This window comes from Streptomyces sp. NPDC090022 (assembly GCF_044748145.1).
Taxonomy (GTDB): Bacteria; Actinomycetota; Actinomycetes; order Streptomycetales; family Streptomycetaceae; genus Streptomyces.
In genome coordinates this window covers 419,715-438,159 of the sequence record NZ_JBIVFN010000001.1, presented here as the reverse complement: position 1 = coordinate 438,159, position 18,445 = coordinate 419,715, and the positions used below count along the sequence as shown (strand labels likewise).

The 18,445-nt window shown below is 72.9% G+C and carries 15 protein-coding genes, 2 pseudogenes and 1 riboswitch; of the genes and pseudogenes, 3 read left to right on the top strand and 14 right to left on the bottom strand.

The features are described 5' to 3' along the window. Positions 1-19 precede the first annotated feature (19 nt). Entirely contained in the window at positions 20-1,348 is a 1,329-nt protein-coding gene (locus ACIPXB_RS02015; RefSeq protein ID WP_401443282.1) for an AI-2E family transporter, read from the top strand. Positions 1,349-1,391: 43 nt separating this feature from the next. Here ACIPXB_RS02015 and ACIPXB_RS02010 read toward each other — a convergent pair whose 3' ends face one another. The 5 genes from ACIPXB_RS02010 to ACIPXB_RS01990 form a co-directional block, all read right to left on the bottom strand. Next, a complete protein-coding gene (locus ACIPXB_RS02010; RefSeq protein ID WP_401443279.1) occupies positions 1,392-1,715 on the bottom strand; it encodes a plasmid stabilization protein in 324 nt (107 codons plus the stop codon). Between the two features lie 40 nt (positions 1,716-1,755). Continuing rightward, a complete protein-coding gene (locus ACIPXB_RS02005) occupies positions 1,756-2,781 on the bottom strand; it encodes an NAD-dependent epimerase/dehydratase family protein (protein ID WP_401443277.1) in 1,026 nt (341 codons plus the stop codon). Next, positions 2,778-3,389: a hypothetical protein gene (locus ACIPXB_RS02000; RefSeq protein ID WP_401443275.1), complete on the bottom strand. Its 612-nt coding sequence runs from the start codon at positions 3,387-3,389 to the stop codon at positions 2,778-2,780. Before ACIPXB_RS02000 ends, ACIPXB_RS02005 begins: the two co-directional genes overlap by 4 nt. A 270-nt stretch (positions 3,390-3,659) precedes the next feature. Continuing rightward, a complete protein-coding gene (locus ACIPXB_RS01995; RefSeq protein WP_401443273.1) occupies positions 3,660-4,340 on the bottom strand; it encodes an HAD family hydrolase in 681 nt (226 codons plus the stop codon). 27 nt (positions 4,341-4,367) lie between these two features. Beyond that, positions 4,368-4,850, bottom strand: coding sequence for a hemerythrin domain-containing protein (locus ACIPXB_RS01990; protein ID WP_401443271.1), 483 nt, complete (start codon positions 4,848-4,850; stop codon positions 4,368-4,370). 208 nt (positions 4,851-5,058) lie between these two features. On the opposite strand from ACIPXB_RS01990, the gene ACIPXB_RS01985 reads away from it, so the two are divergent. Both ACIPXB_RS01985 and ACIPXB_RS01980 read left to right on the top strand, forming a co-directional pair. Continuing rightward, positions 5,059-5,214, top strand: a complete 156-nt coding sequence (locus ACIPXB_RS01985; RefSeq protein ID WP_401443269.1) for a DUF6131 family protein — start codon at positions 5,059-5,061, stop codon at positions 5,212-5,214. Beyond that, positions 5,160-5,540: pseudogene (locus ACIPXB_RS01980) on the top strand (ATP-binding protein); the annotation flags it as partial. The gene ACIPXB_RS01985 and the pseudogene ACIPXB_RS01980, both read left to right, overlap by 55 nt. 175 nt (positions 5,541-5,715) lie before the next feature. Here the strand turns inward: ACIPXB_RS01980 and ACIPXB_RS01975 are convergent. The 9 genes and pseudogenes from ACIPXB_RS01975 to ACIPXB_RS01935 all read right to left on the bottom strand — a co-directional run. Further along, complete coding sequence (locus ACIPXB_RS01975) at positions 5,716-7,839, bottom strand: SpoIIE family protein phosphatase (RefSeq protein WP_401443267.1); 2,124 nt, start codon at positions 7,837-7,839, stop codon at positions 5,716-5,718. 82 nt (positions 7,840-7,921) lie between these two features. Beyond that, entirely contained in the window at positions 7,922-9,268 is a 1,347-nt protein-coding gene (locus ACIPXB_RS01970; RefSeq protein WP_401443265.1) for an MATE family efflux transporter, read from the bottom strand. Continuing rightward, positions 9,265-10,287 carry an LLM class F420-dependent oxidoreductase gene (locus ACIPXB_RS01965; RefSeq protein ID WP_401443263.1) on the bottom strand — a complete coding sequence of 341 codons (1,023 nt, stop codon included), beginning with the start codon at positions 10,285-10,287 and terminating at the stop codon, positions 9,265-9,267. The genes ACIPXB_RS01970 and ACIPXB_RS01965 overlap by 4 nt, the downstream gene beginning before the upstream one ends. Positions 10,288-10,342: 55 nt before the next feature. Continuing rightward, positions 10,343-11,566, bottom strand: coding sequence for a YcaO-like family protein (locus ACIPXB_RS01960; RefSeq protein WP_401444392.1), 1,224 nt, complete (start codon positions 11,564-11,566; stop codon positions 10,343-10,345). A gap of 608 nt (positions 11,567-12,174) precedes the next feature. Beyond that, positions 12,175-12,999, bottom strand: a complete 825-nt coding sequence (locus ACIPXB_RS01955; RefSeq protein WP_401443261.1) for an ABC transporter ATP-binding protein — start codon at positions 12,997-12,999, stop codon at positions 12,175-12,177. A gap of 26 nt (positions 13,000-13,025) precedes the next feature. Further along, positions 13,026-14,075, bottom strand: a complete 1,050-nt coding sequence (locus tag ACIPXB_RS01950) for a FecCD family ABC transporter permease (protein ID WP_401444390.1) — start codon at positions 14,073-14,075, stop codon at positions 13,026-13,028. 59 nt (positions 14,076-14,134) lie between these two features. Then, a complete protein-coding gene (locus ACIPXB_RS01945) occupies positions 14,135-15,124 on the bottom strand; it encodes an ABC transporter substrate-binding protein (RefSeq protein WP_401443258.1) in 990 nt (329 codons plus the stop codon). A gap of 306 nt (positions 15,125-15,430) precedes the next feature. After that, the gene (locus ACIPXB_RS01940; RefSeq protein ID WP_401443255.1) at positions 15,431-15,925 is read right to left on the bottom strand and encodes a DUF4430 domain-containing protein; all 495 of its coding nucleotides are present in this window, start codon (positions 15,923-15,925) and stop codon (positions 15,431-15,433) included. A 134-nt stretch (positions 15,926-16,059) separates the two neighbouring features. Next, positions 16,060-16,205, bottom strand: a riboswitch (cobalamin riboswitch). A gap of 44 nt (positions 16,206-16,249) precedes the next feature. Further along, positions 16,250-18,425, bottom strand: a pseudogene (locus ACIPXB_RS01935) (alanine--tRNA ligase); the annotation flags it as partial. Positions 18,426-18,445: the final 20 nt, after the last annotated feature.

Genomic DNA, 18,445 nt, shown 5'->3' with positions numbered 1-18,445 from the left:
GGCGGAGGAAGGTTCGACGATGCCGTGGATCCGTGACCTGTTCGAGCGCGCGAAGGCCGGTGCGACCGCGCTCGGTGAGCGGCGTACGCGGGCTCTGGCCCGCCGCGACGCCGAGGAGGCGCGCGACGCCGCGGAGGCGGCCGAGCGGGAGCGGGCGGTGGGGGCCCGCCCGGCCCGGGCCCGGGACCGCGCGGCGGAACCCGCCGGCGCGGTGCCCTGGGGCATGCGGGTCGCGGCCGAGGTCGCCTGGCGGTTCCTGGTGCTCGCCGCGGCCGTATGGGTCGTGATGCGGGTGATCGGCTCCGTCCGGCTGGTCGCGCTGGCCTTCGTCGCCGCGCTGCTGATCACCGCGCTGCTCCAGCCGACGGTCGCCCGCCTGCACCGCCGGGGACTCCCGAGGGGACTGGCCACCGCCGTGACGGCGCTGTGCGGATTCCTCGCGCTCGGGCTGATCGGCTGGTTCGTCGTATGGCAGGTGCTCGACAACCTGGACAGTCTGTCCGAACGGCTCCAGGAAGGCATCGCGGAACTGAAGCGGTGGCTCCTCGACAGCCCGTTCCACGTGACCGAGCAGCAGATCAACGACGTCACCGAGCGTCTGAGCGACGCGATCGGCAGCAGCGCCAGCGAGATCACCTCGACCGGCCTCCAGGGCGTGAGCGTCCTGGTGGAGGTCATCACCGGCCTGCTCCTGGCGATGTTCGTCACGCTCTGCCTGCTGTACGACGGCAGGCGGGTCTGGGAGTGGACGCTGCGGCTGGTGCCGGCCTCCGTACGGCCCCGGGTCTCCGGAGCGGGCACGCCGGCCTGGCGCACGCTCACGGCCTACATCCGCGGGACGATGGTCGTCGCGCTGATCGACGCGGTGTTCATCGGGCTCGGGATCTACTTCCTCGGGGTTCCGCTCGCCGTCCCCCTCGCCGTGGTGATCTTCCTGGCCTCGTTCGTACCGCTGATCGGCGCGATCGCCTCCGGCGCGCTCGCCGTCATCGTCGCGCTGGTCACCCGGGGCGTCTTCACCGCGCTGATGTGCCTGCTGGTGGTGCTCCTCGTCCAGCAGATCGAGGGGCATGTCCTGCAGCCGTTCATCCTGGGGCGGGCGGTCCGGATCCATCCGCTGGCCGTGGCCCTGTCCGTCGCCACGGGCGGGCTCGTCGCCGGTATCGGCGGAGCGGTCGTCGCCGTCCCGCTGGTGGCCGTCGCGAACACGGTGATCGTGCACCTGCGGGCCCACGCGGGCGAGGACGGGGAGCCGCCCCCGGAACCGGAGGAGCCCGCCGAACCGGCCGAACCGGCCGAACCCGCCGAACCCGCCGAGCCGCCGGAGCGGCCGGACGGCGCGGAGTGAACGGCGGGCCGGCGGGCCGGCAGGCCCGCAGCACCGTGCGTCTTCAGTGGCCGAGTGCCCGCTTGAGTTCCGCCTTGTCCATCGTCGAGCGGCCCTCGATGTTGCGCTGTCTGGCTTCGTTGTAGAGCTGTTCCTTGGTGGGGCCCTGGGCGCCGCTGTGCGAGCGCAGGCCGCCGCGCCTGCCGGAGGACATGTCCTGCAGCGACGACCGGCTGGCGGTCTTCGACTCCCCGGCCCGGGCGCGCTCCTTGTTGACCGTACGGGCGGCGATCTCCTTGGCCCGCTCGGTGGACTCGCCGCGCTGCTCGGCGGACTCCTTGATGTGCTCGTACTGCCGTTCCCGCTTGGGTGACGAACCTCTCGGCATCGGAAACCTCTTTCCTTCCCCCCGGTGACTCCGCTGGTCTTTACCGGCCCGCGCCGCCGGCCGCCGTCGCGGCGAGCGGCGGGGTGTCGAGTCCGGCCCCGCGGCGGAGGCCTTCGAGGAAGGCCTCCACCGCTTCCGTGGCCGTGCGCGAGGGGACCCAGCCCAGTTCGTCGCGGGCCCGGCCGGCGTCGAGGAGCGGCAGGCGCAGGACGGCGTCCAGCAGGCCCGGGTCGGCGGGGGCCACGTGCAGGCGCCAGGCCGCGGCCAGGGCGGCGCGGGCCGCTCCGGCAGGCACCGGGACCGTACGGGCGTCGAGCAGGTGGGCCACGGCCGCGGTGTCCAGCACCGGGTCGGCGACCAGGTTGAACGGCCCGCGGACGGGCCGTACCACCGCGGCCCGGTAGGCCGCGGCGGCGTCATCGGTGTGCAGGGCCTGGAACCGGAGTCCCGCGATGTCCGGCAGCGCGGGGATGAGCCCGGGCCGTACGAGTCGCCGGGGCAGCAGCGGTCCGGCGAAGATCCGGTGCTGCTCGGACGCCGAGGCCGCCTTGAACAGGAAGCCCGGCCGCATCCGCACCACCCGCATGTGCGGGTGGGCCAGCTGGTAGCCGTCGAGATACCGCTCCAGGTAGGCCTTCTCCCGGGTGTAGGCGGCACCGGGCCAGCCGTGCGTGGGCCAGGACTCGTCGACGGGACGGCCGTCGGGCGGGCCCGGCGAGTACGCGCCGACCGAGGAGGCGTGCACCAGGGCGTGGACCCCGGCGGCGGCGCAGGCCTCGAAGACGCGGATGCCGCCGAGCACGTTGGTGCGCCAGGTCTCCACGGGATCGTGCGTGGGCTGGAACTTCCAGGCCAGGTGCACGACCGCGTCCGTACCGGCGAACAGCCCGGTCAGGTCGGCCCCGCCGGGGTCGACGTCGGCGGCCGCCCAGCGCACGCCCGGGACGTCCAGCCCGGGCAGGCGGCGCGCGACGCCGAGGACGTCCGTCACCATGGGGTCCGCCGCCAGGGCACGGACCACGCTCGTCCCCGCGTTGCCGGTGGCGCCGGTCACCACGACCCTCATGACGCCCACCCCGCCCTGTGGAACGGATGGCGCATCCGGTCGTGCCGCGTGGCCTCGGCCTTGGCCTCGTGCAGGGCCGCACGGGTGTCCGGTGCGAAGGTCCGGTCCACGGCCGCCAGCCGCATGTCCTCCAGCTGGCGGATCTGGCGCTCGGCGCGGGCCGCCAGCCGGTCGACGGCCGCGGAGTCGATGCGGTCGTCGGTACGGGCGACGTGCGCCAGGGTCCGCCACAGGGCGAGCTTGCCCTCCACCCCGAGGCGGAGCGCCTCCAGCTCCAGGACGTCGCTGAGCGGGGAGCGGGAGATCAGCCGGCCGTTGGGTTTGGCCCTGCCCACCTTCTCGGCGAGCCGGACCGCCACGTTGCGCGCCCTCTTCACGCGCACGTCGAGGGCGACCATGATCTCCACCAGGCTCTCGCGGTCCTCGGCTATCTCGTCCGCCAGCGCCTCCAGACGTGGCCCGGCCGCCGCACCGTGGTGCACCCGGGCCATCCGGCGGACCAGGGCGATCCCGCCCGCGGAGCCGGCGTAGTGGTCGTTGAGGTAGATGCCGAGCAGTCGTCGCGGCCCGGGAGGCAACGACCGGGAACGGCCGGATTCGGAGGACATGTCACCAGCTCCCATCGGAACAGGGTGTGCGAGGTCGGGGTCACCGGGCCCCGGGCCACGGCAGCAGCCGGGCGCGTCGGTGCTCGGGGGCCGCTCTGCCCACGCGGGGCGCGAGGGCCGGCCCCGTCCTTCCGCGCCTTCCCCGATCGGCGGCGGGGAAACGGCGGGGACAGCGAGGGTGGCCCCGCAGGACGGGCAGGACAAGCAGGACGAGGAGCAGTGCGGACGCACGGGGGGGGCCACACGGCCCGGTCCACGCCGACGGACCCGCTACGTCGCGGCGCCCCCGGCCACGCGGGCGAAGGGGCTGCTGTCGAGGTGGTGCAGGAGGTCGGCGGCATGCCGGTACACGGCGACGGCGCCCGCTTCCTCGAGGTCGCCGCGTGGGATCCCGCCGCTGAGGAGGCCCACCGCCAGGACGCCGGCCCGGGCGGCGGCCTTCATGTCCCACACCGTGTCGCCGACGAAGACGGCGTCGTGCGCGGCCGCACCGGCGAGGCCGAGCGCGTGGGTCACCGGGTCCGGCGCGGGTTTGCCCTCCGGGACGTCCTGGGCACTCACGGTCGCGGTGATGGCGTCGTCGGCCGCGACGGCCCGCCGCAGCGCGTCGAGCTCACTGCTCCCGGCGGAGGTCACGAGGACGACCCTCCAGCCCCGTCGGTCGAGCTCGCGCAGCAGGTCGGCGGCCCGGTCCAGGCAGGGCAGCCGGTCGAAGCAGGTGCCGTACAGCGTGTCGTGCGCCGTGCCGAGGGCCTCGTCCTCGCTGGTGTCGCGGCCGTCACCGAGGAGGTGCCGGAGCAGGCTCTCGCTCGGCAGGCCGAGGGCACGGTGGATGTCGTGCATGGCGACGGTGTGGCCGGCCTGCCGCAGCGCCTCCCACCAGCACACAACGTGCAGGTGGTTGGTGTCGGCGAGGGTCCCGTCGACGTCGAAGAGTGCTGCGCGGTTCATCTGCGCCTCCACCATGGGTCGGGGGCGTCACCCGCCGACGATGCTCCGGACGTTCTCGATGCTGCCGCAGCCGGACGCCAGCCGCTCCTTGCGTTCCCGCAGGAACGCGGCGCCCAGCTCGGCCCGGCGCTCGTCGGGGACGCTCTCCCGGGCGCCGTTGAGGATCGTCCGCTCCTCTTCGTCCACGTGGTGGGTCACCGCCTTGACCAGGTCCTCCAGTCGCTCCTCCCACTCGTCGGAGCCGACGTCGTCCACCTCCAGCAGGGCCAGCAACGCCTCGTTGCCCTCGGCGTGTTCCTTCTCCCCGTGCTCCACTTCCTCGTCGTCGACGCCCTTGAACCGTTTGAGCGCGCCGTAGACCTCGGCCTCCTCGGCCTCGCCGTGCGCGATGAGCAGGGCCGAGAACTCCTCCAGCGCCTTCGCACGGTCGGCCTCGACGCTCCGCATGCGGCGGAACAGCTCCTCCATGGTGCGGTGGTCCTCGAGGATCACCTCGACCACGTCCGCCATACCCCTCGCCTCCTCGATCCGATGCGACACGCGCGCCGGCACCGGCACCGGACGCGTCCGCACAGCGACTGCCCCCACCGGGGCCCTTCATGCGGAGCGGATCTGCACGAGCCCCCGTTAAAGCAGAGGAAGGAGGGTAGACGCCGTCCGCGGCATCGCGTCGGAAAACCTCGTTCCGACGGAATGCGCCGCAGGATAGAGGGACATCATGCTCATCCTCGGAGTCATCTTGTTGATCATCGGCTGGCTGACCGGCCTCAGCATCCTCTGGACCATCGGCATCATCCTGATCGTGGTCGGTGCGATCCTGTGGATCCTCGGGTCGGTCGGGCATGCCGTCGGCGGCCGTCGCCACTACTGGTGAGAAGCCGGGTCCTGGTGCTCCGCGCCGCGGACGAGCATGTCGTCAGCCGGTGCCGGGACTTCGCCCGGCGGGCCCTGACCCATTGGACGTGGCTGCCCGCCTCGGAACCCCCTGCCGAGGCGGCCGCCGAGGACGTCCTGCTGCTGGTGTCCGAGCTGGTGACCAACGCCCGTCTGCACGGCGGCGGCCCGAGTTCCCTCCTGCTCCGGCGCACCGGTGACGGCTTGCGCGTCGAGGTGACCGACCGCAGCCGGACCCTCCCCGTGCTCCAGCCCCGTCCGCATCCCGCCCGGCCCGGCGGGCACGGGCTGCTCATCGTCGACCGGCTGGCGCGGCGCTGGGGTGCGGATCCCCTGATCGGCGGCAAGCGGGTCTGGCTGGAGGTTTCCGCACCCCGGAGCGCCACAGCGGCCCGGGGCGAAGCGACCGCGACACCCACCGCGACCGCACGGCCGACGACAACGCCCGCGGCGGCGTGGGGCGGTCCCGGCTCCACGGCTCTCAGGGCTCCACGGGTACGTGGATGTCCAGCACGCAGATGTCGTCGTCGTGACGCGTCCGAGCCGCGGCGAGCGTGCGGGCGAGGGTCTCGGCATGCCCGTCCCGGACGAGGCCGAGGGCGACGGCCGCGAAACGGGTGAGGCCCTCCTCGATGTCCTCACCGGCGTCCTCGACCAGGCCGTCCGTGTAGAGCAGGAGGTGGTCGCCGGGCATCAGATCGATCACCGCCTCCGCGTACGCCGCGTCGAAGGACGCGCCCAGGAGGCAGCCCTCGGGCTGGGAGAGGAACTGCGCCTCGCCGCCACGGATCAGCAGGGGCGGCAGATGCCCGGCGCGGACCCAGCTCAGGCGCCCGTCGTCGGGCCGGTAGCGTGCCATGACCATGGTCGCGGTGGCGCCGTCGGCGTCCGTGGCGGTGTGGAGCAGCAGGGCGTTGAGACGGTTCAGGACGGCCGGCAGCCGGGAACCCGTCACGGCCATGCCCTTGGCGGTGAACCGGAGCTGCGCCATCGTGCCGACGGCGGGCAGCCCGTGCCCGGCGACGTCTCCGACCACGAAGAGGGCGCAGCCGTCGGGGAGTTGAATGGCGCTGTACCAGTCGCCTCCCACGCTCAACACCGTGTCCGAGGGCAGGTAGGCGATCTCGACCCGCAGCCCGGCCAGTTCCAGGGACTGCTCGGGAATGGGCAGCAGGGTCTCGCGGAGCCGGTCGGCGAGGGCCCGTTCGGCCCGGAGCATGCCGCGCTGGACCAGGTTGGCGCGTTCGCTCTCCTGCAGGGCGATCTCGGCGCCGCGCTGGGCGGTGAGGTCCTGGAAGAAGCCGTGCACCTCGACCGGTGTGCCGTGTGCGTCCGGTTCGGCCTCGGCGACGATCCTCAGGTGGCGTACGCCGTCCGGGGTGGTGATCCGGAACGGCTGGTCGATGGACTCCCCGTCGGCGAGCAGCCGCTGGACCGCCGCGCGGAGCTTCGGCGCGTCGTCGGGCAGCAGCCGGCCATGGCTCGGGAGTTCCTCCAGGCCGACGGGCCCCAGTGCGGGGTCCCGGCCGAAGACGTCATAGACCTGATCCGACCAGGTGGTCCTGCCGGTGCCCAGCTTCCAGCCCGCCCAGCCGAGGTTGCCCAGGCGCTGCAGGTCCGCGAGCCTGCGCGCCTCGCGCTCATCGGTGTCGTGGCGGATCCAGGACACCACCAGCCGGTCCCCGAGCCGTGACGCCCGCACGGAGTAGACGGACTCGCGCGGTACTCCCGCGAGCGTCTCCTCATAGGTGAAGGGATCTCCTTCGTAGAGCCTCCCGGTCGTCAGGGCGTCCAGGTATCCGTGCCACAGGTCGCTGCCGGCCACCGTCGGGTACGTGTCGAGGACCGTACGGCCCACCAGCTCCTCGCCGCGTCGCCCGGCCACGTCGACCGACTCCGCCGCCGCCGCGTCGATCCGGAAGTCCGCCACGGTCCCGTCCGCGGCGCGCAGGGGCGTCAGGAGCACGGCCGGGCACGGCAGGACGTCGAGAACCGGCTGGATCGCCGCAATGGTGGCGTTCTCGTCCACCCTGGCCGGCTCGCCCGGGCCTGCGCCCCGGGTGCCCAACGACCGGCCACAGATCTGGACCGTCCTGCGCAGGACGCTTCGTGTCGCCGCGTCGAAAGGGCCCGGGTGGGTCCGGAGGAACCCGATCACGGTGGTCGCCGGGTGCTCCGAGAGCACCGGAATCCACGCCCGGGACGGCCACTGCCCCGGGCGGGCCGCGAGCAGTGGACGGCGCTCGGCGTCAGGGGCTTCCAGCCACACCGGCCGTTCCTCCGCCAGGGCCTGCAGCGCCGCGCCCTCGTCGGTAGGCGGTACGTGGCTCCACCGCTCGGCCGAGGGCCCGTCGAGGCCGGCGTGCCCGATCAGGTCCAGGTTCCCGGCGGCCCCGCGGCCGTAGATCACGACGGCGCCCACGTGCCCGGTGTCGCTCAACGCGCCCCGCGCGAGTTCCGCCACCTCGTCCGGCGTCCGCGTCCCCGGCATCGCGGAGCCGGCCTCCAGGTGCTCGGCCTCGGCCCGTAGGCCGGCCACCACCTTCGCGAGGGCGAGCACCTCGGGGGAGACTCCGCCGACCGGTCCCACGGCCTGATCCTCCATACGTCGAGCATCCCACCCCCGACGTGTTCGGGCCCGCGCGTCCAGGGCGGCGCGGCTGGGGGCCACGACGACGATTCCGGCGTCAGGGGTCGACGCGGCCGGCAGCGGGAGCAGCGAGCCCTGCGGGGGCCCGGAGGTACCGTCTGCACCGCGGGCGGAGCATGGCCGCGTAGAGGAGACCGAAGGCGGTCCAGGCGAGGTAGATGCCGGGAAGGCCCAGTCCGGCGTGCAGGCCGAGGAACCAGCCCAGGGGGATCAGCAGCAGGTAGTCGCTGACGACCGAGGCGATCATGACGGACCGGGTGTCGCCGGTGGCGCGCAGCACTGCCGCGTACCCCAGGGCGACGGCGAACGGCACAAGGCTCAGCAGCGCGGGGAGGGTCGCTGCCCACGCCTTGTCGGTCACCCCCGGATCCTCGGTGACCAGGGCCATCAGCGGGCGTCCGAAGCCGATCGCCAGGACGGCGGGCACGGCGAGCGTCAGCAGGAGCATGCGCAGTCCCGTGCGGAGCCAGGCCGCGACGTGTTCGCGCCGGCCGGCGCCGAGTTCCTGGCCGGCCAGGATCATGAGGGCGGACGAGACCGAGGCGAGGCAGGTGAAGACCACCAGGACCAGGTTGTCGACGATGCGGTACGCCGCCAGGTCCTGTGTACCCATCCGTGCGGCGAACCCGGCCAGCAGGGCCTCGTTCAGGTAGCCGATCCCCGACATCCCCATCTCCGGCCACCCGATGCGCCACAGCCGCCCGGCGAGGCTGTGCGCGGTGTCCGCGTCCTTCTCGTAGGCGGGGAGACGGTTGCGGCAGTGGAGCAGCAGGTAGCACGTGCCGGCCGCGGTGGCGGCGAGGGATGCCAGCGCGGCGCCGGAGACGCCGAGTTCCGCCCGGAAGATCAGGAGCAGGCCCAGGGGCAGGTTGACCGCGTTGACGAGCAGCGCCGTGTACATCGTCACCCGGGTCGCGCCGATACCGGCACAGGCACCCTGAAGCGTGAAGGAGATCGCGGCGAAGGGCAGCGCGAAGGCCATCACCCGCAAGTACGCCGCGCCCGGGCCGACCAGCGCGTCCGAGGCACCGAGCACCGACAGGACCGGCGCTGCTCCCACGTACAGGAGCGCACCCACGACCAGCGCCGCGCCCACGGCCCCGGCCAGCCCGACGCGTACGGTCAGGCCGACCGCTCCGGGCCGCTGCGCGCCGTGGAACCGGGCGGCCTGGACCTGGACGGCGGTCGCCCAGCCGCGTACGACGATCAGGGCCACGAGGTGGACCGGGGCCGCGACGGCGAAGGCGCTGAGGGCCGTCGTGGAGAGGTGGCCCAGCATGACCGTGTCCACGATGTTGACGGTGATCTGCGTCAGCCCGGCCACCAGCAGCGGACCGGCCAGCGCCCACGCCCGGCGCATCGTGGGGCGGGAGGGTTCGGTCACAGAGCGGCCTGAGCGGCTTCCAGCAGCTCGGTGTCGCGGTCGAGCAGGACGAGGGTGTCCACGCGCGAGTCCTTCCAGGCCAGGATCCGGTCGACGATGGCCGGGAGGGGGCCGCACAGGGCGACTTCGTCGAGGAGCGTATCGGGGACGACGGTGACGGCGTCGGCCTTGCGGCCTTCCGCGAACAGGTCGCGGATGGTGTGCGCGGGACCGTCGTAGCCCATGTGGCAGGCGATGTCGAAGTAGGTGTTGCGGCCTCCGGGGCCCACCGCGCCGATGAGGTGGGCGAACAGCGGCCGCAGCCGGTCGCGGCCTTCCTCCCGGGTGTCGGCCCGGGCGACGTACAGGATGGGGCAGATCCTGACGTCGTCCGCCGTGCGCCCGGAGCGGGCGATCCCCTCGTCCAGGGGGCGCGTCAGGGCGGCCTCGTGTTCGGGGGCGTACAGGCCGGCCAGCCAGCCGTCGGCGATCTCGCCGGCCAGGGACACGTTCTGCGGGCCGATCGCGCCGAGGTAGAGCGGGATGCGCGGCCTGAGCGGCTGCATGTCCGCCTTCACCGGGCGGGCTCGGCCGCTGGATCCGGGCCCGCGGTAGGGCAGTTGGAAGACGGTGCCGTCGTGTTCCACGCGGGCCTCGTGGGCGACGGCCTGCCGGACGATGTCGACGTACTCACGTGTCCGCCGCAGCGGCCTGTCGTAGGGCTGCCCGTGCCAGCCTTCCACGATCCACGGCACCGACAGGCCCAGCCCGAGGTGGAAGCGGCCGGCCGACAGGACGTCCAGGGTCATCGCCGTCATCGCGGTCGCGGCGGGGGTGCGGGCCGGGATCTGCATGACGGCCGTACCGAGCTTGATCCGCTCCGTCCTCGCCGCCAGGTAGCCGAGGACGCTCACGGCGTCGGGGCCGTACTCCTCGACGCTCCACACCGAGTCGACGCCGATGCGCTCGGCCGTCTCGACGATCGGGAGCACGTGCTCGATGGGTTCTCCGCCGTAGCCGAGGGCGAGCCCGAGACGCATGCGGTCACTCCGTTCTGTCGTGCGATGACAAGGACGTGGGGAGGCGGTCGTACCGTCAGGAGAACGGCAGGGGGTGGCGGACCAGACGGTCCTCGGTGAGCGGTCGCGGCACCCAGCCGTGAGCGGCCGGTTCCTCGTAGAGCCGCCGGCCGCCGAGGAAGGGGAAGGCGGCCGGAGCGTTGCCGTACGTGCCCGGCACGAGGACCCGGGCGACGTACAGGCCCGCGTCACGCGCCTCCGGGGTGGTCAGGTCGACGGCGATGGCCCGCAGCCCCTGCTCGGCGAGCCGCCGGAGCAGCGCGGCGGTTCCCTGATCGGAGGCCGTCGTTGCGGGGGCGGCCGTAGGCCGGCCGGGGAACCGCAACCGGTCCAGCCGGGCGTCCTGCGTCTCCGGGTCGAGGTGGACCTGGAGGTGGAGCCGGACGTCGTTGACGTCGCGCCAGTCGGACCGGAAGTCCCGCAGGTACGCGCGGTCGGCGCGGTACGGGCGGTAGGGCCGGTGACCGGTACGGCCGCGGCGGACCGACCGCCAGAACCCGCTGTCGTGTTCCAGGAGTTCCAGGCCCGTCTCGTGCATGCCCAGGGCCTCGGTCAGCGCTTTGGCCGCGGCTTCGTGCGACGATGCGCGGCAGGCGCTCCCGAAAGCGACGAGCTGTCGTGCCGCGTCCTCGACGAACGCGCCGACGACCAGGGCGCCGGCCGTGGAGGGGATGCGCAGCAGGCCGACCTTCAGTCCGGCGGCTGCGGCTTCGGCAAGCGCGCGCGTCAGGGACGGCTCCGCGTCGAGCGCGAGAGCTGCGGCCTGTGCCCCACTGGCCCACCACAAGGTGACGGCGTCCCGTTCGAGGACCTCCCGCAGGGCGGCCTCCCGCGCCCGCTCACCGCTCGTTCCGGCTGCCGTACCGGCCAGCACCGGGTAATGGGTGGGCGGCTCCGCCGCATGGGAATGACGGAAATAGTTGACGTACACGAGGGATGCGGGAACCAGGATGTGCGACCCGTCGACCATGTCGCGGCCCGACGCCCACGCAATCGGCAGATCACGGCCCATGGGCACGAAGGGAAAACCCCGGTGCGCGTATTGCGAGCGGGAGTACAGCGAGAATTCCGCCGGGTCGACGGCCGGATGGCCGGCCCGGGCGAGCTCTCCGTATGAAGCGGTCCTCAGCAATTCAGGGACGGAGTTTGCGCAGTAGCGTTCGACGGCCTCACCGACGGCTGCCCGCCGAGCCTTCTCGTGATCACCGAGCGAGGCTCCGCCCGCGACCGCGTCGACCACGCCACGGGCGAATTCCGGGCGCCTCGACAGGCGGGCGCTGTACGAGACGACGGACGGGACGGTGTCGACGCGCGGCCGGTCCTGAGCGACCCCTTCGACCAAACCTGGTGCCACGGATCCCCTGCCCCTCTGCCAAGGTCGGACGGTACGCGCGTGCGCCCGGTGTTCCGCAGGTCCGGGCTGCGCCGGGGGCGGCGGCGTGCCGCCGCCCCCGGCGCCCGGCGTCAGCTCTCGGCCGACTCCTCGTCGTGGTCCTCACGCCACTCGAACGGGGCGTCGACCGCGGGCGTGTGGGACTTCAGGGCCTGCTGTTCCTCGGGCTCGGACCATCCGGTGTGCGCCATCCTCGGTTCCTCCTTCGATCGGCACAGGACCGGTCTTCCGACGCAATTCCTGTGCAGTTGCGAGTGAGTCGCAATAACCGTAGAGGCGATTCCCCGGGTCTGGCAACGGGGAAAGGGAACAAGGTGCGGGCGCACACCATTTCGAGCCAAGGTCGCCAAGCCATTTCACCACGCCGCGGAATATGCCATCGAACGGAAGAGGAAAAGCCGAGCCGGCCTCCTGGCTCCCCCTACCAAAAAATCGGCACGCAGCAGCGCATCACCTCATGAATTCCTCCCGCCATCGGTCTCGTGGCCGGTGCGAATGCTGACCTGAGGGATGCCCGTGCGCGCGTGCGGTGTCACCTCGGCCTCGATGCGGTAGACCTCGGCCAGCAGGTCGGCGGTCAGCACCTCCCCGGGGGCTCCTTCGGCCACGAGACGGCCGCCGTCCAGCACGCAGATCCGGTCGCAGAACGCCGCGGCCAGGTTGAGGTCGTGGAGCGCGATCACCGCCGTGACGCCCAGCCGGTGGACGAGCCGGAGGACATCCAGCTGATGGCGCAGGTCCAGGTGGTTGGTGGGCTCGTCCAGGACCAGCGTCCCGGCACGCTGGGCCAGGGCCCGCGCGATGAGCACCCGCTGCTTCTCTCCGCCCGAGAGCCGGTCGAAGGGGGCGTGCCTGAGCGCGGTGACGTCGAGTTCGGCCAGCGACTCGGCGATGACGGCGCGGTCGGCCCGGTCGTCGCCGGCGAACGCCTTCTTGTGGGGCGTACGCCCCATCGCGACGACGTCGTAGACGGTGAGCTGGAAGTCGCCGGCCGTCTCCTGCAGTACGGCGGCCAGGCTTCGGGCCAGTGACCGGCCGGGCATCTGCCAGACGTCGCGCCCGTCCAGGAGGATCCGCCCCGATGTGGGACGCAGCGCCCGGTAGAACGTGCGCAACAGGGTCGACTTTCCCGCCCCGTTGGGGCCCACCAGCCCCACGACCTCCCCCGCCGCCGCCCGCAGCGAGACGCGGTCCACCAGCGTTCTTCCGCCCAGGACGACGGAGACGTCGTCGACGTCGAGCGAGCCCGGCTCGCATGAGGCGACCGGTCCACCCGTCACCGCACCGCCCCTCACCGCGCCGCCCGTCACTGCGCCCTCCGCCGCATCAGCCAGAGGAAGAACGGGCCGCCGACGAGAGCGGTGAGGATCCCGACGGGGATCTCCTCGGGACTCATGAGCGTACGGGCGGCCAGGTCCGCGGCCATCAGGAAGGCCGCCCCGAGGAGCGCCGCCGCGGGGAGCGCCCGGCGGTGGTCGGCGCCGACGATGAGCCGTACCACGTGCGGCATGATCAGTCCGACGAACCCGATCTGCCCGCTCACCGCGACGATCGTGCCGATCATCAGGGCGACCACGACGAAGAGCGAGCCGCGGAAGCGGTGCACGTCCAGGCCGAGGGAGGCTGCCGCTTCCTCCCCGGCCAGCAGCAGATTGAGCGGGCGGCATACGCCGAGCAGCACGGCGGTCCCCAGGAGCACCGCGCCCACGGGGATCCACACCGTGGTCCATGTCGTGCCGGCGAGCCCGCCGAGCATCCACCGCAAGGCCGACTGGGTCTTCTGCGGGTCGTTGGAGGTGACGATCAGGAAACTGGCCGCCGCCGACAGCACCTCGGCCATCGCGACCCCGGCGAGGACCAGGCGCACGGTGGTCATCCGTCCGCCCGTCCGGGCCAGGAAGTACACGGCGATCAGTGCGGCCAGGGCGCCGAGGAAGGCGGCCCCGGTGACGGAGAACATGCCGAAGAGCGTGACGTTGAGGACGAGGACCAGCACCGCGCCGACCGAGGCGCCCGAGGACACCCCGAGCAGCATCGGGTCGGCCAGCGGATTGCGGACCAGTGCCTGCAGCGCCATCCCCGCCACCGACAGCCCGGCCCCCACCACCCCGGCCAGGAGCACCCGGGGCAGCCGCACGTCGATGACGACCGTCTCCCGGACCGGCGTCCAGTCGGGCTCGTGGAGGGCCGGGTGGATGCGGTGCAGGAGGATCCCCCAGACCTGGTCGGCGGGAATGCTGATGGAGCCGGCGGTGATCCCTGCCGTCGCCACCAGGAGCACGAGCACGGCCAGGAGTGCGAGCACGAGCACGTACGGGAGGCCGCGCCACCGGGGCCCTGCGCGCCCGGCGGCCAGGCCTCCAGGGGCCCGCGGCGCTATGCCGGGCGCTCCCGGCGCCTGCTCCCGCAGCCCCCTCACCGGAAGCGGTCCGGATGGATCTGCCGCGCCAGCGACTCCACCGCACCGGGCACCCGTACCCCCAGCACCACCGACGACAGGGGCAGCACCGCGAACCGCTGCTCCTTGATCGCCGGTACGTCCTTGAGCGCGGGGTTGGCGAGCAGGAACTTCTTCTTGTCCTCGACCGGCTGGTCGCCGTAGTCGTAGATGACGACGACCTCCGGGGCCCGCTCGGCGACCTGCTCGAACGACACGTCACCGAACGCCTTGGGCACGTCCGCGAAGAGGTTCTCCCCGCCGGCCCTCTTGATGACCTCGTTGCCGATGCCCCGGCCGCCCGCGGTGAAGGCCGTCTTGTCGCCGCTGTCGTAGACGAACACCTTCGTCGCCGGCACTCCGCCCAGTCGGCCCCCGACCGAGTCCAGGGTGCCGTGCAGCTTCTTCACCACCTCCTCGGCGCGGTCCGGGACGCCGAAGATCTTCGCGACCGTGCGTATCTCCTCGTCCATCATCTCCATCGTCACCGGGCCTTCGGGGCACTCCTCGATGTTGAGATGGGTGTGGACTCCGGCCTTGACCAGGGCGGCGCGGCCGCGCCCCTCCTTCTCGTCGAAGGTGGTCGCGAACCCCCCGTAGACCAGGTCGGGTTCGACGGCCAGCAGCGCCTCCGCGGAGGGGTACTCCTTCGAGACGACCTTGATCCGGTCGTAGGCGGCCTGGTACTCGGGGAGCACCCTGTCGTCGAGGTACCCCGTGGCCACCATCGACTTCTCCAGCCCGAGCGCCAGCATCACCTCGGTCGCGTGCTGGTTCAGCGACACCGCGCGCCGCGGCGGCCGCTGGTACGTCGTCTCCACACCGCAGTTGGAGATCGTGACCGGAAACCCCGCGGCTGCGGGTGCCTTTGCGGCCGACGTGTCGACACGGGGTGCTCCCCCACAGCCGGCGGCAAGGAACACTGCCGCGACCACGGACACCAGCGTGTACCGGCGCATCTTCCTCATCAGATGGTTCCTCTCGCCACAGTCGCATGCGGGCATGGGGAGGTCCGCTCGTCAGCGGAGGGGCGGGTTTCAGCCGCTCCGCATCGCTGTGCAACCTCTCAGCAGTTGCGACTTGCCTGCAATAGGGGCGTCGATACCAGAGGGGGCGCACGGTTGCGCGCCCTGCTGTGCAACGGAGCCGACGAGGTGACCGACGCCGGCGACACCGTGGCGCCGTGCTGGGGCGCCTGAGGCACCCGGCGGGCCCGGGGCCCGCACCAGCGCGCCCCGGCCCGCCGGCTGGGCCTTGGCCTGGGCCGGCTGGGCTCAGAAGGACGTCCAGACGAACGACACCTGGTCGCCGGCGTTCAGCTTGAACTGGCAGCCGCCGACCGGGGTGGGCGTGCCGTTGACGGATATGTTCCAGTACGCCGAACCGCCGCCGCTGACGCCCTTGATGGTGTCGACGGAGAAGTCGTCGAAGGAGGCGTACCAGGTGCCGTCCCAGCCGAAGTAGTGGTTCTTCGCCGCGTCGTCCAGGGCGGCGGTCGGGGTCGGAACCCTGCTCGGGTTCGCCCCGCCGTTGGTCCCGTCGCACTTGTGGGTGCCGCCGGTGGCGGTGGTCACGTCGTGGCCCTTGGTCTTGACCTTGCCCTTGAACAGCAGGCCGTCAGGGCCCTGCACGGTGAGGGTGACCTTGACGGCGGCGTTGGTGTTCACGGGCTTGGCGTGGGCGACGGCGGGCGCGACCGTGAAGCCCGTGAGGGCGAGTCCCAGGGCGGCCGTGGTGACGGCGGCGCGACGGGTGGGGCTCAGGAGCATGGGGGGCCTTTCTGACCGGTCGGGTCGGCCGATGAGGCCCCTCGACCGGCGCGGCCCACCCCGGGCAGGCGCTCGAGCGCACTGGCGTGGTGTTCCGGCGGTACCGGGCTTCGCTCTGCAGACCGTGACAGTGGAAGCGGATGCTGCCGCGCGGCGGGCATCCCGACTCGCGGCGCTGGTCGACGCGCCGCACACGGTTGCAGGTCAGCGCCGGATTCCCACCGGCTTCCCCCATCGCACAGCCATGAAGTTGTCACCGGCCGGAGCCGGGCAGTGGAATCGTACGGGCCGCACCCGTACCGGCCAAGTGCCTTCGGGACCGGGCAGGCCGCCGCCCTGGGCGAGCTCCGCAGAGCCGCCGCCACGCCCGCCGAGGAGCTGCTGGACCAGTACGGAGGCGTTCAGCCCTGTGTCGCGGGCCGCAGTGTTGACGGCGGTGACCAGCCCCGTGCCCGCGGCGATGGCGACAACGCCCGGCGTACCGGCGGGAAGGCGGTCGCGTACGGCCGCTGCGAGCGCTCGGGCGTCGTTGGTGTCCTCGTCCGTCGTGGCGGTGACAACCTGGACCCCGTTGGCATGGGCGGCGGTGGCGGCGAGTTCGTTCGCGCGGGCGGTGGTGGCCTGCTGCTCGAGGCGGGCGTTCTCCCGGTCCGCCGTCTTGAGCCGCTCCAGCAGGCCGGCGATCCTATCGGGCAGCTCGGCGCGCGGGGCGCCCAGCTGTTCGGCGATCCGGGCGACGAGGTCGCGTTCGCGGGCCAGGTAGGAGAAGCCCTCGACGCCGACCGCGGCCTCCAGGCGGCGCATGCCGGCGCCGACCGAGCCCTCGGAGGTCAGGGCCACGGTGCCGATCTGGGAGGCGTGCTCGACGTGGGTGCCGCCGCACAGCTCGCGCGACCAGGCCCCGCCGATCTCGACGACGCGGACCTTCTCCCCGTACGTCTCGTCGAACAGGGCGAGCGCCCCGAGTTCCTTGGCCTCGGGCAGCGTCATCCACTGCACTCCGACGGGCAGGTCGCGGCGCAGGGCGCGGTTGGCGGCCTCTTCGACCTCGCTGCGGACGGCCGGGGAGAGGGCTCCGCGCCAGGGGAAGTCCAGGCGGAGGTAGCCGGGCCGGTTGTACGAGCCGGACTGCAGGGCGGTGGGGCCGAGGACCTCGCGCAGGGCCGCGTGCAGGACGTGGGTGCCCGAGTGGGCCTGCCGTGCGCCGAGGCGCCACTCGGCGTCGACGGCGGCGTGCACGGCGTCGTCGGGCGCGAGCTCGCCGGCGGTGATCCGTACCTGGTGGACGACCAGGCCCGGCAGGGGCCGCTGGACGTCGAGGACCTCGGCCTCGACGGAGGCGCCCGACAGGCGGCCCGCGTCGCTGTCCTGGCCGCCGGACTCGGCGTAGAACGGGGAGCGGTCCAGGACGACGGTGACGAGGTCGCCGGCGGCCGCGACCGGGACCGGGCCGGAGGTGCCGAGCAGGGCCAGTACGCGGGACTCGGTGGTCAGGGTCTCCCAGGCCCGCCAGTCGGTCGGTCCGTGCTCGTCCAGGACGGAGCGGAGGGCCGAGGTGTCCAGGGAGCCGCCGGACTTGCGGGCGCGGGCGTCGGCTCGGGCCCGCTCACGCTGGGCGTTCATCAGCGCCGTGAAGCCCTCACGGTCGACCTCCACGCCCTGCTCCGCGGCCATCTCCAGGGTCAGGTCGATCGGGAAGCCGTACGTGTCGTGCAGCATGAACGCCTGGGCGCCCCGCAGCGACCGGCCGCCTTCGGACGTCACCTGCGCGACCGCCGTGTCCAGAACCGTGGTGCCCTGCTTGAGGGTGGCCCGGAAGGCCTCCTCCTCTCCGTACGCCTGGTCGGCGATGCGGGCGAAGGAGTCCGCGAGCTCGGGGTAGCTGGGGGGCATGCAGTCGCGGGCGACCGGCAGCAGCTCGGGCAGGACCGGGTCGTGGACGCCGAGCTGGCGCATGGAGCGGACCGCGCGGCGCAGGATACGGCGCAGGACGTAGCCGCGTCCCTCGTTGCCGGGCGCGGTGCCGTCGCCGAGCAGCATCAGCGCGGTCCTCGTCGACCGCCGGCCCGCCTTCCCGGCCCAGCGCCGGGCCGCGGGCGTCGGTGTCGGAGTGGTGGACGGTGACCCAGATCCTCTCGGGGTCCAGGCCGTAGCCGCCGTCGCTGCGGGACGTGGTCGACAGGTCCCAGGCGTAGGCGATGGCCTCCTCCTTGACGTAGTCGCCGAAGGAGAAGTTGCCGTTCATCTGGAAGAAGGAGCCGTGCCGGGTGGTCTTGCCGACCTCCTCGATGTCCAGGGTGCGGATGCACTTCTGCACGCTGGTCGCCCGCTCCCACCGGGGCTGGGCCTCCCCGGTGAAGCAGGGCTTGAAGGGGACCATGCCGGCGTTGACGAACAGGAGCGTCGGGTCCGGGGTGGGCAGTGGCGCACTGGGCACGACCGTGTGACCGCGCGCGGCGAAGTGGTCGAGGAAAAGCTGCCGGATGTCGGCGGTACGCACAGGCGGTGGGTCCTGCTCCG

Excerpts from the sequence above, each read along its gene's own strand:
- ACIPXB_RS01975 (WP_401443267.1), bottom strand. The coding sequence starts at position 7,839 with ATGGAGGATCAGGCCGTGGGACCGGTCGGCGGAGTCTCCCCCGAGGTG.
- ACIPXB_RS02015 (WP_401443282.1), top strand. The coding sequence starts at position 20 with ATGCCGTGGATCCGTGACCTGTTCGAGCGCGCGAAGGCCGGTGCGACC.
- ACIPXB_RS02010 (WP_401443279.1), bottom strand. The coding sequence starts at position 1,715 with ATGCCGAGAGGTTCGTCACCCAAGCGGGAACGGCAGTACGAGCACATC.
- ACIPXB_RS01995 (WP_401443273.1), bottom strand. The coding sequence starts at position 4,340 with ATGAACCGCGCAGCACTCTTCGACGTCGACGGGACCCTCGCCGACACC.
- ACIPXB_RS01990 (WP_401443271.1), bottom strand. The coding sequence starts at position 4,850 with ATGGCGGACGTGGTCGAGGTGATCCTCGAGGACCACCGCACCATGGAG.
- ACIPXB_RS01985 (WP_401443269.1), top strand. The coding sequence starts at position 5,059 with ATGCTCATCCTCGGAGTCATCTTGTTGATCATCGGCTGGCTGACCGGC.
- ACIPXB_RS01940 (WP_401443255.1), bottom strand. The coding sequence starts at position 15,925 with ATGCTCCTGAGCCCCACCCGTCGCGCCGCCGTCACCACGGCCGCCCTG.
- ACIPXB_RS02000 (WP_401443275.1), bottom strand. The coding sequence starts at position 3,389 with ATGTCCTCCGAATCCGGCCGTTCCCGGTCGTTGCCTCCCGGGCCGCGA.
- ACIPXB_RS02005 (WP_401443277.1), bottom strand. The coding sequence starts at position 2,781 with ATGAGGGTCGTGGTGACCGGCGCCACCGGCAACGCGGGGACGAGCGTG.
- ACIPXB_RS01965 (WP_401443263.1), bottom strand. The coding sequence starts at position 10,287 with ATGCGTCTCGGGCTCGCCCTCGGCTACGGCGGAGAACCCATCGAGCAC.
- ACIPXB_RS01945 (WP_401443258.1), bottom strand. The coding sequence starts at position 15,124 with ATGAGGAAGATGCGCCGGTACACGCTGGTGTCCGTGGTCGCGGCAGTG.